Genomic DNA, 15,938 nt, shown 5'->3' on the forward strand with positions numbered 1-15,938 from the left:
GGTCGGGCGATCAGACCAGATCAGCCCAGAGATTGCCGGTGAGCCCGGCGACGACCACGTCGGCGCCGTCCATCTCCCAGATCGAGACCTGGCCGGTCTCGGTGTTCTGGAGCTGAATATCGGCGGTGCCGTCGCCGTTGAAGTCGGCGATCTTGCCGAGCTCCCAGCCTTCCTGCAGCTGACCGACATAGGCCTTCTCCGAGGTCCCGCCGGCATCCATTTCCCAGAGCGAGACCACGCCGTCGCTGTTGGCGGTCAGGAGGTCGTTCGAGCCGTCGCCGTTGAAGTCGGCGATCTGCTCGATCTCCCAGCCGGCGCCGAGCTTGCCGACATAGGTCTTGGCGGAGGCGGTGCCGCCGTCCATCTCCCAGACCGAGACCGCGCCGTCGGCATTCTGTGTCAGGATATCGGCCTTGCCGTCGCCGGTGAAGTCCTTCACCGACGTGATCTCCCAGCCGGCGCCGAGTTTGCCGGCGTAGGATTTGCCGGAGGCGGTGCCGCCATCCATCTCCCAGACCGAGACCGCGCCGTCGCTGCCGACCGCCAGGATGTCCTGTTTGCCGTCGCCGTTGAAGTCGGCCGTGGTTTCGATTTCCCAGCCGGCGCCGAGCTTGCCGGCGTAGGACTTGTTGGAAGCGGTGCCGCCGTCCATTTCCCAGACCGAGACGGTGCCGTCATTGCTGTTGCGGACCAGGAGGTCTGACTTGCCGTCGCCGCCGAAATCGGCGATCTGCTCGACCGTCCAGTCGGAACTGAGCTGGCCGGCATATGACCGGTTCTCCGTGGTGCCGCCGTCCATCTGCCAGACCGAGACCGCGCCGTCCTGGTGACGCAGCAGGATGTCATGGCCGCCGTCACCGTCGAAATCGGCGGTTCCGGTAATCTCCCAGCCACTCTGGATCCGGCCGGAATAGGCTTTCTCCGTTGCCGTGGCGCCGTCCATTTCCCAGACCGAGACCGCGCCGTCGCTGCTCTTCAGCAGGACGTCGTCGTCGCCGTCGCCGTCGAAATCTGCCACGGTCTGGATCGAGAAGTCGCCGCTGGTGAGCGACCCGGTCGCGGCCTTCTCGAGAGGCGTCGCGCCGTCGAGGGTCCAGACCGAAACACCGCCCTGGTTCGAGGTCAGCAGCATATCCTGCTTGCCGTCGCCGTTGAAATCGCCCGTGCTGTGCACCGACCAGATCAGCTTGTCGGAAAGATCCGGCTCGGTGGAGAAGGACAGGGTCGTGTCGCCGTCGGTCGCCGCCGCCGCCACGGAGCGGAACTCGCCCTCGATGGTGAAGCTCGCATCCGCCTGGCCGTCGCCATCGGCGTCGATCGCGACCGTGGTGACACCGTTCGAAACCGTCAGCGTGACATTGTCGGAACTGAACTCGGCACCCCGGATCAACACCGCATCGCCGTCGCTGAGGTCGCTGATCGTGTCGCCGGAAACCTCGGCCGCGCTGCCCGCGAAAGTATCGTTTCCGGCCCCGCCGGTCAGGGCGTCGGCGCCCGCGCCGCCGGAGAGGAGATCCGCGCCGCCGCCGCCGGACAGGGCATCGGCCCCGGCACCGCCCTGCAGCGTATCGTTGCCGGAACCGCCGTCGAGCAGATCGTTGCCTCCCGCGCCCTGGAGCAGGTCGTCGCCCGCGAGACCGGTGATGGTGTCGGCCTCCGCGGTGCCGGAGAGCGTGTCCGCGCCTTCGGTTGCCGTAACCTCTGCGGAAAAGGCGAGAGCGGTGCTGCTGCCGGACGCCGTCGCGGCCACCGAATGGAAGGTGCCGTCCAGAATGAAGGTCGCGTCCGCGTTGCCATCGCCATTGGCGTCGATGGTCACCGTGGTCTTGCCGCCGGCGACGCTGAGGGAGACGGCGTCGCTGTCGAAGCTTGCATCGGCGATCACGAGGTCGCCGCTGTCGGGATCGAAATCGCCGATCGAGTCTCCGTCGAGCTCGCTGAGCGAACCGACGAAGCTGTCCGCGCCGTCGCCGCCGACAAGGGTGTCCGCCCCCGAACCTCCCTGGATCCGGTCATTGCCGGCACCGCCGCTGATCAGGTCGTCGCCGGCGCCGCCGTCGAGCGTCTCGGCATTGTCGCCGCCGGTGATCCGGTCGTTGCCCTCGCCACCGGCGATGCTGTCGGTGCCGCCGCCGCCGGAGATCGTGTCGTCGCCCGCGCCGCCGTCGAGCGTCTCGGCGGTCGAGCTGCCGGTGATCAGGTCGTCGCCGTCGCCGCCGCTGACATTGTCGGCGCCGCCCAGATTGACGATGGTGTCGTTGCCGCCGCCGCCGAGCACGGTGTCGACATCGCTGCCGGCTGTGATCTCGTCATTGCCCGCGCCGCCGTCGAGCACGTCGTTGCCGCCGCCGCCGGACAGAACGTCGTCTCCGTCGCCACCCGAAAGGGTCTCCGCGTCGGTTTCGCCCGTGAGGGTGTCGTTTCCGGTCCCGCCATCGAGCATGTCCGCGCCCGCGCCGGCCGAGAGCATGTCGTTGCCGGCGCCGCCGGACAGCGTATCGTTGCCGGAACCGCCGGACAGGTTGTCGTCCCCGTCGCTGCCGTCGATCGTGTCGTCGCCGTCGCCGCCGTCGAGCACATCGTTCCCGGCGCCGCCGTCAATCACGTCGTTGTCCGCGCCGCCATTCACCAGGTCGTCGTCCGCGCCGCCGCTGAGCGTATCCGCGCCGTCACCGCCGTCGAGATTGTCGTTTCCGGCACCGCCATCGACAGAATCGGCACCGTCCCCGGCAAGGACCGTGTCGGCGCCGTCGCCGCCGCTGATCGTATCGGTGCCGCCGTTTGCGGTGATCGAATCGTCGCCCGCGCCGCCATCCAGCAGGTCGTCGCCATGCCCCGCGCCCACTTCGTCGTTCCCGGCGCCGCCATAGATCGTGTTGTCGCCGTTGTCGCTGAGCACGGTGTCGTCGCCGTCGCCGCCCTCGAGCACGTCGTTGCCTTCGCCGCCGTCGAGCAGGTCGTCGCCGTCACCGCCGCTCAGCGTGTCGTCGCCCTCCTCTCCGCTCAGCGTATCGCCGTCGAGGCCGCCATCGAGCAGGTCGTTGCCGGACCCGCCCGAGAGGCTGTCGCCGTCGGCGCCGCCGGAGAGGGTGTCTTCGCCGGTCCCGCCGGTCAGGGAGTCGTTGCCGTCCCCGCCGGTGATTTCGTCGTTCCCATCGCCGCCGTCGAGCGTGTCGTCGCCGCCTAGCCCGTCGAGCGTGTCGTCGCCCGCGAGGCCGGAAAGCGTATCCGCGCCGTCGAAGCCGGAGATCGCATTGTCGCCGCCGGTCGCCTGCTCGTCGGCGATGACGATGTCCTCGACATTCGAGACGGTGAGGCCGTCGAGGTCGGAGCGGGTGTCGACATAGAGCGTGTCGTTGCCGGCGCCGCCGTCGACCACGCCGCTGTCGCCGGCGTAGATGGCGTCGTCGCCGGCGCCGCCGGAGAGCGTGTCCGTGCCGTCGGTGCCATAGAGCGTGTCGTTCCCGGCGCCGCCGTCGAGGATATCGTTCCCCTCGCCACCTTCCAGCGCGTCATTGTCGGCTCCGCCGGAGAGCGCGTCGTTGCCTGCGCCGCCCGATAGGGTGTCGTCCCCGGAGCCGCCGTCCAGCGTGTCGTCGCCGTTGCCGCCTTCGAGCACGTCGTTGCCCGCGCCGGCGGACAGCGTGTCATTGCCTACGCCACCCGAAAGGGTGTCGTCACCAAGGTCGCCGGTCAGGGCATCATTGCCGTCTCCGCCGGTGATCTGGTCATTACCCGCACCGCCGTCGAGCACGTCGTCGCCCGCGAGACCGTCGATCGTATCGTCGCCTGCGAGGCCGGAAAGGGTATCCGCATCGGCAAAGCCGGAGATCGCATCGTCGCCTTCGGTCGCCTGCTCGTCGGCGATGACGATGTCTTCGACATTGCTGACGGAGAGACCGTCCAGGTCGCTGCGCGTGTCGACATAGAGCGTGTCGTTGCCGGCGCCGCCGTCGATGACCGTGCTGTCGCCGGCATAGAACACGTCGTCGCCGTCGCCGCCAGAGAGGGTATCGCTGCCGGCGCCGCCCGAAAGCGTGTCGTTGCCGGCACCGCCGTCGAGCAGGTCGTCGCCGTTGCCGCCAACGAGCAGGTCCGCGTCCGCGCCGCCGGACAGGGTATCGTCGTCGGCGCCGCCGTAGAGCGTGTCGTCGCCATTGCCGCCGCTCAGTGCGTCGTTCCCGGCACCGCCGGTGATCTCGTCGTTGCCGTAGGCACCGTCGAGCACATCGTCGCCCGCGAGGCCATCGAGCGTGTCGTTGCCTTCATAACCCGTAAGCGTGTCGTTGCGGTCAAAGCCGCTGATCGCGTCGTCGCCGCGGGTCGGCACCTCGTCCGCAATCACGGTGTCCTCGACATTGCTGACCGTGAGCCCGTCGAGATCGGAGCGGGTGTCGACATAGAGCGTGTCGTTGCCGTCGCCGCCGTCGATGACAGCGCTGTCGCCGCCATAGATCGCGTCGTCGCCGGCGCCGGCATAGACCGTGTCCGCGCCGTCCTTCGCGGAAAGGTAATCGTCGCCTTCGCCGCCATAGAGCAGGTCGTTGCCCGCACCGCCCTCAAGCAGATCGTTACCCGCGCCGCCGGAGAGCGTGTCCGCGCCGTCCTGGCCGGAGAGACGGTCGTTTCCGTCTCCGCCGGACAGCAGATCATTGCCCGCGCCGCCATAGATGGTATCGCTGCCGTCGCCGCCGGTCGCGCTGTCCTCGCCCTCCTCACCCAGGAGGAGGTCGTTTCCGGTGCCGCCATTCAGCTGATCGTTGCCCGTCCCGGCGACCAGGGTGTCGTTGCCGGCCCCGCCATGGAGGGAATCGTCCCCGACATAGGCGAACAGGGTGTCGTCGCCCTCCTCCCCGTAGAGGAGATCGTTGCCGCCGCCGCCATTGAGATCGTCCGCGCCCTCGCCGCCCGAGAGGGTGTCGTTTCCTTCGTTGCCGAGGATGTCGTCGTTCCCGGCGCCGCCCCGGATCAGGTCGTCACCTTCGCCGGCCTGGATATCGTCGTTCCCGGCACCGCCGTCGACCGTGTCGTCGCCAGAACCGCCGCGGAGCGCATCCGCGCCGTCGCCGCCGTCGAGCAGGTCGTTGCCGGAACCGCCCTCAAGGGAATCGTCGCCGTCGCCGCCGACCGCGGTATCGTCGCCGCTGCCGGAATAGACGGTGTCGTTGCCCGAACCGCCCTCCGCGGAATCCGCGCCGTCACCGCCCCCGAGCGTGTCGTCGCCGGCCTCGCCGTAGATCGTATCGTTGCCGCCGCCACCGCTGAGGAAGTCGTTGCCCGCGCCGCCATAGACCAGGTCGTCATTGCCTTCGCCCATCACCCGGTCCGCGCCGTCGCCGCCGGAAACCGTGTCGGAACCATCTCCGCCGATGATCTGATCGTCGCCCGCACCGCCGTCGAGCAGGTCGCTCCCGGCGCCGCCGGACAGGGTATCCGTTCCATCCTCGCCGGAGAGCGTGTCGTTCCCGGTCCCGCCACTCAGGGCGTCGCTTCCGGCACCGCCATAGAGCTGGTCTGCATCCTCGCCGCCATAGAGCGCGTCATTGCCGGCTCCGCCGTCCAGTAGGTCGTTCCCGGCTGCGCCGTAGAGCGTGTCGTCCCCGCCGAGGCCGCTGACGGTATCGTCTCCGCCGAGTGCGTAGATCGTGTCCGAATCCTCGTAGCCGTCGAGACTGTCATCTCCCTCGGTCGCCACGTCCTCCGCGACGACCACCTGCTCGACGTCGCCATAGCTCCACTTCGCCAGATCTTCGCGGGTCTCGACATAGAGCGTGTCGTTGCCGGCACCACCGAAGATCGCACCGCCTTCGGCCCCGGCATAGAACACGTCGTCGCCGTCGCCGCCGGAGAGGGTGTCGTTGCCGGCACCCGCCGAGAGAACGTCGTCGCCGGCACCGCCGTCGAGCACATCATCGCCGTCGCCGCCGTCTAGGACGTCGGCATCCGCGCCGCCGGAAAGCGTATCGTTGCCCGCACCGCCGTACAGGACATCGGCATCGTCGCCACCGTCGAGAGTATCGCTGTCGGCGCCGCCGCTCAGCGTGTCGTCGCCGGTTCCACCGGTGAGTGCGTCATTACCGGCACCGCCCGAGAGCGCGTCATTGCCGGCGCCGCCATCCAGGACATCGTCGCCCGCGAGACCGTCGAGTGTGTCGTCGCCGCCAAGGCCGGAGAGGTTATCTGCATTGGCGAAGCCGGAGATCGCGTCGTCGCCTTCGCTTGCCTGTTCGTCGGCGATGACGATGTCTTCGACATTGCTGACGGAGAGGCCGTCGAGGTCGGAGCGGGTGTCGACATAAAGTGTATCGTTGCCGGCACCGCCATCCACGACACCGGAGTCGCCGGCATAGAGCGCGTCATTGCCCGCGCCGCCGGAAAGCGTGTCGGCTCCGTCGGTCGCGTAGATCGTGTCGGACCCTTCGCCACCGTCGAGGAGGTCGTTGCCGGCACCACCGTCCAGGACATCGGCATCTGAACCGCCCGAGAGCGTGTCCGCACCAGTTCCACCGGACAGCGTGTCTTCGCCGGATCCGCCATAGAGCGCATCGTTGCCCTCGCCGCCGCTGATCTGGTCGTTGCCCGCACCGCCGTCGAGGACGTCGTCGCCGGCCAGGCCGTCGAGCGTGTCTCCGCCGCCAAGGCCGGAGAGGGTATCTGCATCGGCGAAGCCGCTGATGGCGTCGTCGCCTTCACTCGCCTGCTCGTCGGCGATGACGATGTCTTCGACATTGGAGACGGAGAGACCGTCGAGATCGGAGCGGGTGTCGACATAAAGGGTATCGTCGCCGGTGCCGCCATCCACGACACCGCTGTCGCCGGCATGGAGCGCGTCATTGCCCGCACCGCCGGAAAGCGTGTCGCTGCCGTCGGTGCCATAAAGGACGTCGCTGCCCTCACCACCGTCGAGGAGATCGTTCCCGGCACCGCCGTCCAGGACATCGGCATCCGCGCCGCCATCAAGCGAATCGTCGCCAGTTCCACCGCTCAGGGTATCCGTACCGGTTCCACCGGTCAGCGCGTCGTTGCCGGCACCGCCGGTGATCTCGTCGTTGCCCGCGCCGCCGTCGAGCACGTCGTCGCCGGCGAGGCCGTCGAGCGTGTCGTTACCGCCGAGGCCGGAGAGGGTGTCCGCATCCGCGAAGCCGGAGATCGCGTCGTCGCCCTCGCTCGCCTGCTCGTCCGCGATGACGATGTCTTCGACATTGCTGACGGAGAGGCCGTCGAGGTCGCTGCGGGTGTCGACATAAAGCGTGTCGTCGCCGGCACCGCCGTCGACAACGCCAGAGTCGCCGGCATAGAGCGCATCGTCGCCCGCGCCGCCGCTCAGCGTGTCCGTACCGTCGGTGCCATGGAGCGTATCGGAACCGTCGCCGCCATAGAGCGCGTCATTGCCGGCGCCGCCGGTGATCTCGTCATTGCCCGCGCCGCCATCCAGGACATCGTCGCCCGCCAGGCCGTCGAGCGTGTCGTCTCCGCCGAGGCCGGAGAGGGTGTCCGCATCGGCGAAGCCGCTGATCGCGTCGTCGCCCTCGCTCGCCTGCTCGTCCGCGATGACGATGTCTTCGACATTGCTGACGGAGAGGCCGTCGAGGTCGGAGCGGGTGTCGACATAAAGCGTGTCGTCGCCGTCGCCGCCATCCACGACACCGCTGTCGCCGGCATGGAGCGCATCGTCGCCGGCGCCGCCGGAAAGCGTATCCGTACCGTCCGTGCCATAAAGGACATCACTGCCCTCACCACCGTCGAGGAGATCGTTCCCGGCACCGCCGTCCAGGATGTCGGCATCCGCGCCGCCATGGAGGGCGTCCGCGCCGTCACCGCCCGAGAGAGTGTCTTCGCCGGTTCCACCGGTCAGCGCATCGTTGCCGGCACCGCCGGTGATCTCGTCATTGCCCGCGCCGCCGTCGAGGACGTCGTCGCCCGCGAGGCCGTCAAGCGTGTCGTTGCCGCCGAGGCCGGAGAGGGTATCTGCATCGGCAAAGCCGGAGATCGCGTCGTCGCCTTCACTCGCCTGTTCGTCGGCGATGACGATATCTTCGACGTTCGAGACACTGAGCCCGTCGAGGTCGCTGCGGGTGTCGACATAAAGCGTGTCGTCGCCGTCGCCGCCATCCACGACACCGCTGTCGCCGGCATGGAGCGCGTCATTGCCCGCACCGCCCGAGAGCGTATCCGTACCGTCGGTGCCATAAAGGACATCGCTGCCTTCACCACCGTCGAGGAGATCGTTCCCGGCACCGCCGTCCAGGACATCGGCATCCGCGCCGCCATCAAGCGAATCGTCGCCAGTTCCACCGCTCAGGGTATCCGTACCGGTTCCACCGGTCAGCGCATCGTTGCCGGCACCGCCGGTGATCTCGTCGTTGCCCGCGCCGCCGTCGAGCACGTCGTCGCCCGCCAGGCCGTCGAGCGTGTCGTTACCGCCGAGGCCGGAGAGGGTGTCCGCATCCGCGAAGCCGCTGATCGCGTCGTCGCCTTCGCTCGCCTGCTCGTCGGCGATGACGATGTCTTCGACGTTCGAGACACTGAGGCCGTCGAGGTCGGAGCGGGTGTCGACATAAAGCGTGTCGTCGCCGTCGCCGCCGTCGACAACGCCAGAGTCGCCGGCATGGAGCGCATCGTCGCCGGCGCCGCCGGAAAGCGTATCCGTACCGTCCGTGCCATAAAGGACATCACTGCCCTCACCACCGTCGAGGAGATCGTTCCCGGCACCGCCGTCCAGGATGTCGGCATCCGCGCCGCCATGGAGGGCGTCCGCGCCGTCACCGCCCGAGAGAGTGTCTTCGCCGGTTCCACCGGTCAGCGCATCGTTGCCGGCACCGCCGGTGATCTCGTCGTTGCCCGCGCCGCCGTCGAGGACGTCGTCGCCCGCGAGGCCGTCAAGCGTGTCGTTGCCGCCGAGGCCGGAGAGGGTATCTGCATCGGCAAAGCCGCTGATGGCGTCGTCGCCTTCACTCGCCTGTTCGTCGGCGATGACGATATCTTCGACGTTCGAGACACTGAGCCCGTCGAGGTCGCTGCGGGTGTCGACATAAAGCGTGTCGTCGCCGTCGCCGCCATCCACGACACCGCTGTCGCCGGCATGGAGCGCGTCATTGCCCGCACCGCCCGAGAGCGTATCCGTACCGTCGGTGCCATAAAGGACATCGCTGCCTTCACCACCGTCGAGGAGATCGTTCCCGGCACCGCCGTCCAGGACATCGGCATCCGCGCCGCCATCAAGCGAATCGTCGCCAGTTCCACCGCTCAGGGTATCCGTACCGGTTCCACCGGTCAGCGCATCGTTGCCGGCACCGCCGGTGATCTCGTCGTTGCCCGCGCCGCCGTCGAGCACGTCGTCGCCCGCCAGGCCGTCGAGCGTGTCGTTACCGCCGAGGCCGGAGAGGGTGTCCGCATCCGCGAAGCCGCTGATCGCGTCGTCGCCTTCGCTCGCCTGCTCGTCGGCGATGACGATGTCTTCGACGTTCGAGACACTGAGGCCGTCGAGGTCGGAGCGGGTGTCGACATAAAGCGTGTCGTCGCCGTCGCCGCCGTCGACAACGCCAGAGTCGCCGGCATGGAGCGCATCGTCGCCGGCGCCGCCGGAAAGCGTATCCGTACCGTCCGTGCCATAAAGGACATCACTGCCCTCACCACCGTCGAGGAGATCGTTCCCGGCACCGCCGTCCAGGATGTCGGCATCCGCGCCGCCATGGAGGGCGTCCGCGCCGTCACCGCCCGAGAGAGTGTCTTCGCCGGTTCCACCGGTCAGCGCATCGTTGCCGGCACCGCCGGTGATCTCGTCGTTGCCCGCGCCGCCGTCGAGGACGTCGTCGCCCGCGAGGCCGTCGAGCGTGTCGTTGCCGCCAAGGCCGGAGAGGGTATCTGCATCGGCAAAGCCGGAGATCGCCTCGTCGCCTTCACTCGCCTGTTCGTCGGCGATGACGATATCTTCGACGTTCGAGACACTGAGCCCGTCGAGGTCGCTGCGGGTGTCGACATAAAGCGTGTCGTCGCCGTCGCCGCCATCCACGACACCGCTGTCGCCGGCATGGAGCGCGTCATTGCCCGCACCGCCCGAGAGCGTATCCGTACCGTCGGTGCCATAAAGGACATCGCTGCCTTCACCACCGTCGAGGAGATCGTTCCCGGCACCGCCGTCCAGGACATCGGCATCCGCGCCGCCATCAAGCGAATCGTCGCCAGTTCCACCGCTCAGGGTATCCGTACCGGTTCCACCGGTCAGCGCATCGTTGCCGGCACCGCCGGTGATCTCGTCGTTGCCCGCGCCGCCGTCGAGCACGTCGTCGCCCGCCAGGCCGTCGAGCGTGTCGTTACCGCCAAGGCCGGAGAGCGTGTCCGCATCGGCAAAGCCGCTGATCGCATCGTCGCCCTCGCTCGCCTGTTCGTCGGCGATGACGATGTCTTCGACATTGCTGACGGAGAGGCCGTCGAGGTCGGAGCGGGTGTCGACATAAAGCGTGTCGTCGCCGTCGCCGCCATCCACGACACCGCTGTCGCCGGCATGGAGCGCGTCATTGCCCGCACCGCCCGAGAGCGTATCCGTACCGTCCGTGCCATAAAGGACATCACTGCCCTCACCACCGTCGAGGAGATCGTTCCCGGCACCGCCGTCCAGGATGTCGGCATCCGCGCCGCCATGGAGGGCGTCCGCGCCGTCACCGCCCGAGAGAGTGTCTTCGCCGGTTCCACCGGTCAGCGCATCGTTGCCGGCACCGCCGGTGATCTCGTCGTTGCCCGCGCCGCCGTCGAGGACGTCGTCGCCCGCGAGGCCGTCAAGCGTGTCGTTGCCGCCGAGGCCGGAGAGGGTATCTGCATCGGCAAAGCCGCTGATGGCGTCGTCGCCTTCACTCGCCTGTTCGTCGGCGATGACGATATCTTCGACGTTCGAGACACTGAGCCCGTCGAGGTCGCTGCGGGTGTCGACATAAAGCGTGTCGTCGCCGTCGCCGCCATCCACGACACCGCTGTCGCCGGCATGGAGCGCGTCATTGCCCGCACCGCCCGAGAGCGTATCCGTACCGTCGGTGCCATAAAGGACATCGCTGCCTTCACCACCGTCGAGGAGATCGTTCCCGGCACCGCCGTCCAGGACATCGGCATCCGCGCCGCCATCAAGCGAATCGTCGCCAGTTCCACCGCTCAGGGTATCCGTACCGGTTCCACCGGTCAGCGCATCGTTGCCGGCACCGCCGGTGATCTCGTCGTTGCCCGCGCCGCCGTCGAGCACGTCGTCGCCCGCCAGGCCGTCGAGCGTGTCGTTACCGCCGAGGCCGGAGAGGGTGTCCGCATCCGCGAAGCCGCTGATCGCGTCGTCGCCTTCGCTCGCCTGCTCGTCGGCGATGACGATGTCTTCGACGTTCGAGACACTGAGGCCGTCGAGGTCGGAGCGGGTGTCGACATAAAGCGTGTCGTCGCCGTCGCCGCCGTCGACAACGCCAGAGTCGCCGGCATGGAGCGCATCGTCGCCGGCGCCGCCGGAAAGCGTATCCGTACCGTCCGTGCCATAAAGGACATCACTGCCCTCACCACCGTCGAGGAGATCGTTCCCGGCACCGCCGTCCAGGATGTCGGCATCCGCGCCGCCATGGAGGGCGTCCGCGCCGTCACCGCCCGAGAGAGTGTCTTCGCCGGTTCCACCGGTCAGCGCATCGTTGCCGGCACCGCCGGTGATCTCGTCGTTGCCCGCGCCGCCGTCGAGGACGTCGTCGCCCGCGAGGCCGTCGAGCGTGTCGTTGCCGCCAAGGCCGGAGAGGGTATCTGCATCGGCAAAGCCGGAGATCGCCTCGTCGCCTTCACTCGCCTGTTCGTCGGCGATGACGATATCTTCGACGTTCGAGACACTGAGCCCGTCGAGGTCGCTGCGGGTGTCGACATAAAGCGTGTCGTCGCCGTCGCCGCCATCCACGACACCGCTGTCGCCGGCATGGAGCGCGTCATTGCCCGCACCGCCCGAGAGTGTATCCGTACCGTCGGCGCCGTAGAGAACGTCGTCGCCGTCGCCGCCATAAAGCGCGTCATTGCCGGCACCGCCGTCCAGGACGTCGGCGTCCGCGCCGCCCGAGAGCGTGTCTGTGCCGGCGCCACCTTCGAGGGTGTCGGAACCTTCACCGCCATAGAGCGCGTCATTGCCGGCACCGCCGGTGATCTCGTCATTGCCCGCGCCGCCGTCGAGCACGTCGTCGCCCGCCAGGCCGTCGAGCGTGTCGTTGCCGCCGAGGCCGCTGAGCGTGTCCGCATCCGCGAAGCCGGAGATGGCATCGTCGCCTTCGGTTGCCTGCTCGTCGGCGATGACGATGTCTTCGACATTGCTGACGGAGAGGCCGTCGAGGTCGCTGCGGGTGTCGACATAAAGCGTGTCGTCGCCGGCACCGCCGTCGACAACGCCAGAGTCGCCGGCATGGAGCGCGTCATTGCCCGCACCGCCCGAGAGTGTATCCGTACCGTCGGCGCCGTAGAGAACGTCGTCGCCGTCGCCGCCATAAAGCGCGTCATTGCCGGCACCGCCGTCCAGGACGTCGGCGTCCGCGCCGCCCGAGAGCGTGTCTGTGCCGGCGCCACCTTCGAGGGTGTCGGAACCTTCACCGCCATAGAGCGCGTCATTGCCGGCGCCGCCGGTGATCTCGTCATTGCCCGCGCCGCCGTCGAGCACGTCGTCGCCCGCCAGGCCGTCGAGCGTGTCGTTACCGCCGAGGCCGCTGAGGGTGTCGGAGTCCGCGAAGCCGGAGATGGCATCGTCGCCCTCGCTCGCCTGCTCGTCGGCGATGACGATGTCTTCGACATTGCTGACGGAGAGGCCGTCGAGGTCAGAGCGGGTGTCGACATAAAGCGTGTCGTCGCCGGCACCGCCATCCACGACACCGCTGTCGCCGGCGTAGAGCGCATCGTCGCCGGCACCGCCCGAGAGCGTATCCGTACCGTCGGTGCCATAAAGGACATCACTGCCCTCACCACCGTCGAGGAGATCGTTCCCGGCACCGCCGTCCAGGACATCGGCATCTGCGCCGCCGGAGAGCGTGTCGCTGTCCGCTCCGCCGTCGAGCTGGTCGTTGCCGGCCCCGCCCTCGACGATATCCTCGCCGGCGCCCGCGGAAACGGTGTCGTTTCCGGCAAGAGCGGAAATGGTGTCCGCATCGCTGGTGCCGTCGATGCTGTCGTCGCCGCCGGTCCCGGTGACCGGTCCGGTGACGAAGGTGAGGCTGGTGCCGTTTTCGTCTGCCGTGACGTTGATGGACTGGAAATTGCCGTCGACGGAGAAATAGTAATCCGGCCAGCCGTTGCCATTCTTGTCGATGACGACATAGGTGGTGCCGGAATAGGTCTGCAGCGAGACGTCGTCGGCATCGAGGGCAAGGTCGGTCAGCAGCAGGGTATCGCCACTGTCCAGGCCCTGCAGGTGATCGCCCTGGAAATGGGTGGCACGGCCTGCGATCAGGTCGTTGCCCGCGCCGCCGTCGATCGTGTCACGGCCCTCGCCCGCAACGATGGTGTCGTCTCCGGCCCCGCCCGAGAGCACGTCGTTGCCCGAGCCGCCGTCGATGCTGTCGGCTCCGTCGCCGCCGAGAATCGTGTCCTTGCCATAGCTCGCGCTGAGACTGTCGTCGCCCTCTCCGCCGGAAATGGCGTCGTTGCCGCCGCCGCCGGAGATCGTGTCGTCCCCGGTGCCGCCGACAAGGGATTCGCTGCCGTAATCGCCGCGCACATGATCGTTGCCCGCACCGCCGTCGATCGTGTCGTTCCCGCCGCGGCCCGAAATCGTGTCGTCGCCCGCACCGCCATCGATGCTGTCGTTGCCGGAGTCGCCGGAGACCAGATCGTTGCCGCCGCCGGCAAGGATGGTGTCGTTGCCGCCGCGCCCGCGAACGGTGTCGTCGCCGTCGCCGGCGTCGATGTGGTCACTGCCGTAGTCGCCGGAGACCAGATCATTGCCGCCGCCGGCATGGACGGTGTCGTTGCCGCCGCGCCCGTAGATCCGGTCGTCGCCTTCGCCGCCGTAAATCTGGTCATTGCCGGAATCACCGGAAACGGTATCGTCGCCGGCCCCGCCGTCGAGGCTGTCGTTACCGCCGCGGCCGCGGATCAGGTCATTGCCGGCACCGCCGAGAAGCGTGTCGTTCTGGTAGTCGCCGGAGACGGTATCGTCACCCGCGCCCGCGTCGATCAGGTCGTTGCCCGCGCCGCCCGCGATCCGGTCGTTGTCGTCGCCGCCATAGATGGTGTCTGCATCCTGGCCGCCGGTGATGGAATCCTCTCCCGCGCCGCCGGAGAAGAGATTGGAACCGCTGTTGTCGCGCAGGTAATCGTCGCCGCCGTTGCCGATCAGCGTGTCGTTGCCGGCGCCGCCCGACAGGGTTTCGTTGCCGTCGCCACCATAGAGAAAGTCGTCGCCATTGTTGCCGAACAGGCTGTTCTTGTCGTCGCTTCCGTAGACGTAGTCGTCGCCATCGCCGCCGGAGATCCTGTCCTTGCCGTCGTCACCGTAGATGGTGTCATTGCCGTCGCCGCCGGACAGCGTGTCCTTGCCGTCGCCGCCATGAATCAGGTCGTCGCCGTCGCCGCCGTCGATGTAGTCATTGCCGTCGTTGCCGAAGAGCTGGTCGTTGCCATCGCGCCCGTAGAGGGTGTCGCGATCGCCCAGACCGGAGATGGTGTCGTCTTCGTCGGACCCGGTGATGGTGTCCCGGCCGTCGGTGCCTGTCATGATGCCGCCGCGAGCCTCGGACTCATCGCCGTCACGGTCATCATCGTCATCGTCATCGCGATCATCATCGTCCCGGTCGTCCTCGTCTTCGCGATCCTCGTCTTCGCGATCGTCGTCTTCGCGATCGTCGTCGTCATCACCTCTGTTCCACCTTCTTGCCATTCTTCGCTCCAAAGCGTGGCTCTTGGGCCGACCGGGTTCTCCAGCCGGAATCGGGACCGACCATACAATCCACCATATAGACGCAACATGTAGATAATTTCAATAAAAGTTTATTTAATTCCATCCTATTCGATGGTGCGCCTACGGGACTTGATAGACCGTAACCCCTAAAATTTAGTTAGCTTTTTGACGAAGTTGAACCTGTTGAGGCGGTAAACCAGGAATTAATTTCCGGTCTTCCCACCGACCGTTCCGCTGGGTGGAAACCTTTGCAACGTTGGAGCAATGGACGCTGGCAAACCGGCCGGATAGCGCGAATATCCGGGAAGGAAAGCACTTCAGGCCGGACTGGGCGGCACGTGAGGTAGGGCACAAGCATGGCGAAATACGAATGACGATCGAACTCTGGGGCAGGCCGACCTCGGCGCGGACGCAGAAAGTCCTGCTTGCTCTGGCGGAACTGGGTCTTCCCTACAACCTGACGCTGGCAAGCGCGACCATGGGCGCCGCCGGGCATGTCGCCAAGGGAAACGTGGCCTTCGGTGTCGTCGATACGCCGGAATACCGCGCGATGAACCCGAACGGAACCGTGCCGACGATCCGGGATGGCGGTTTCACGCTCTGGGAATCGAACGCGATCCTGCAGTATCTCGCCATGACCTACGATCCCGCCGGATTCTACGGCAACGACATCCGCCGATTCGCGTCGGCGGCGCGTTGGGTCATGTGGGAGAACAACGAGCTGATTCCGCCGATGCACAATCTGGTGAAACACACGATTCGCCTGCCGGAAGGCGAGCGCGACCCCGAAATCGCCCGGCAATCGCTGGAGCGGCTGGAAAAGGCCTGGCTTATCGTCGAGGCACAGCTCGGACGGACCAGGCATATCGCGGACGACGCCTGGAGCTACGGCGATATTCCGATGACGATCCGGGTGCATCGCTGGGTCCTGCTGCGCGGCACGGAGGCGCTGACGCCGAACGTCGTGCGCTATTACGCAGACGTATCGGCGCGTCCGAGTTTCGACGCGGTCCGCGATCCGTCCATGCATCTCGCGGGATAGGCGTTCAGGAGG

2 protein-coding genes are annotated in these 15,938 nt (G+C 67.5%); one reads left to right on the forward strand and one right to left on the reverse strand.

What is annotated here, in order from left to right:
• Positions 1–10 precede the first annotated feature (10 nt).
• Positions 11–14,863 (reverse strand): hypothetical protein, encoded by a 14,853-nt coding sequence (locus ACOOE1_RS15470; protein WP_420403095.1) that lies wholly within the window; start codon positions 14,861–14,863, stop codon positions 11–13.
• A gap of 391 nt (positions 14,864–15,254) precedes the next feature.
• On the opposite strand from ACOOE1_RS15470, the gene ACOOE1_RS15475 reads away from it, so the two are divergent.
• Positions 15,255–15,926, forward strand: coding sequence for a glutathione S-transferase family protein (locus ACOOE1_RS15475; RefSeq protein WP_420403096.1), 672 nt, complete (start codon positions 15,255–15,257; stop codon positions 15,924–15,926).
• The last annotated feature ends 12 nt before the right edge of the window (positions 15,927–15,938 follow it).

Origin of the sequence: Nisaea sp. (genome assembly GCF_965216895.1) — a bacterium.
Taxonomy (GTDB): Bacteria; Pseudomonadota; Alphaproteobacteria; order Thalassobaculales; family Thalassobaculaceae; genus Nisaea.

Bases quoted from the DNA above. Each gene is read 5' to 3' on its own strand.
- ACOOE1_RS15470 (WP_420403095.1), bottom strand. From the start codon at position 14,863: ATGGCAAGAAGGTGGAACAGAGGTGATGACGACGACGATCGCGAAGAC.
- ACOOE1_RS15475 (WP_420403096.1), top strand. From the start codon at position 15,255: ATGACGATCGAACTCTGGGGCAGGCCGACCTCGGCGCGGACGCAGAAA.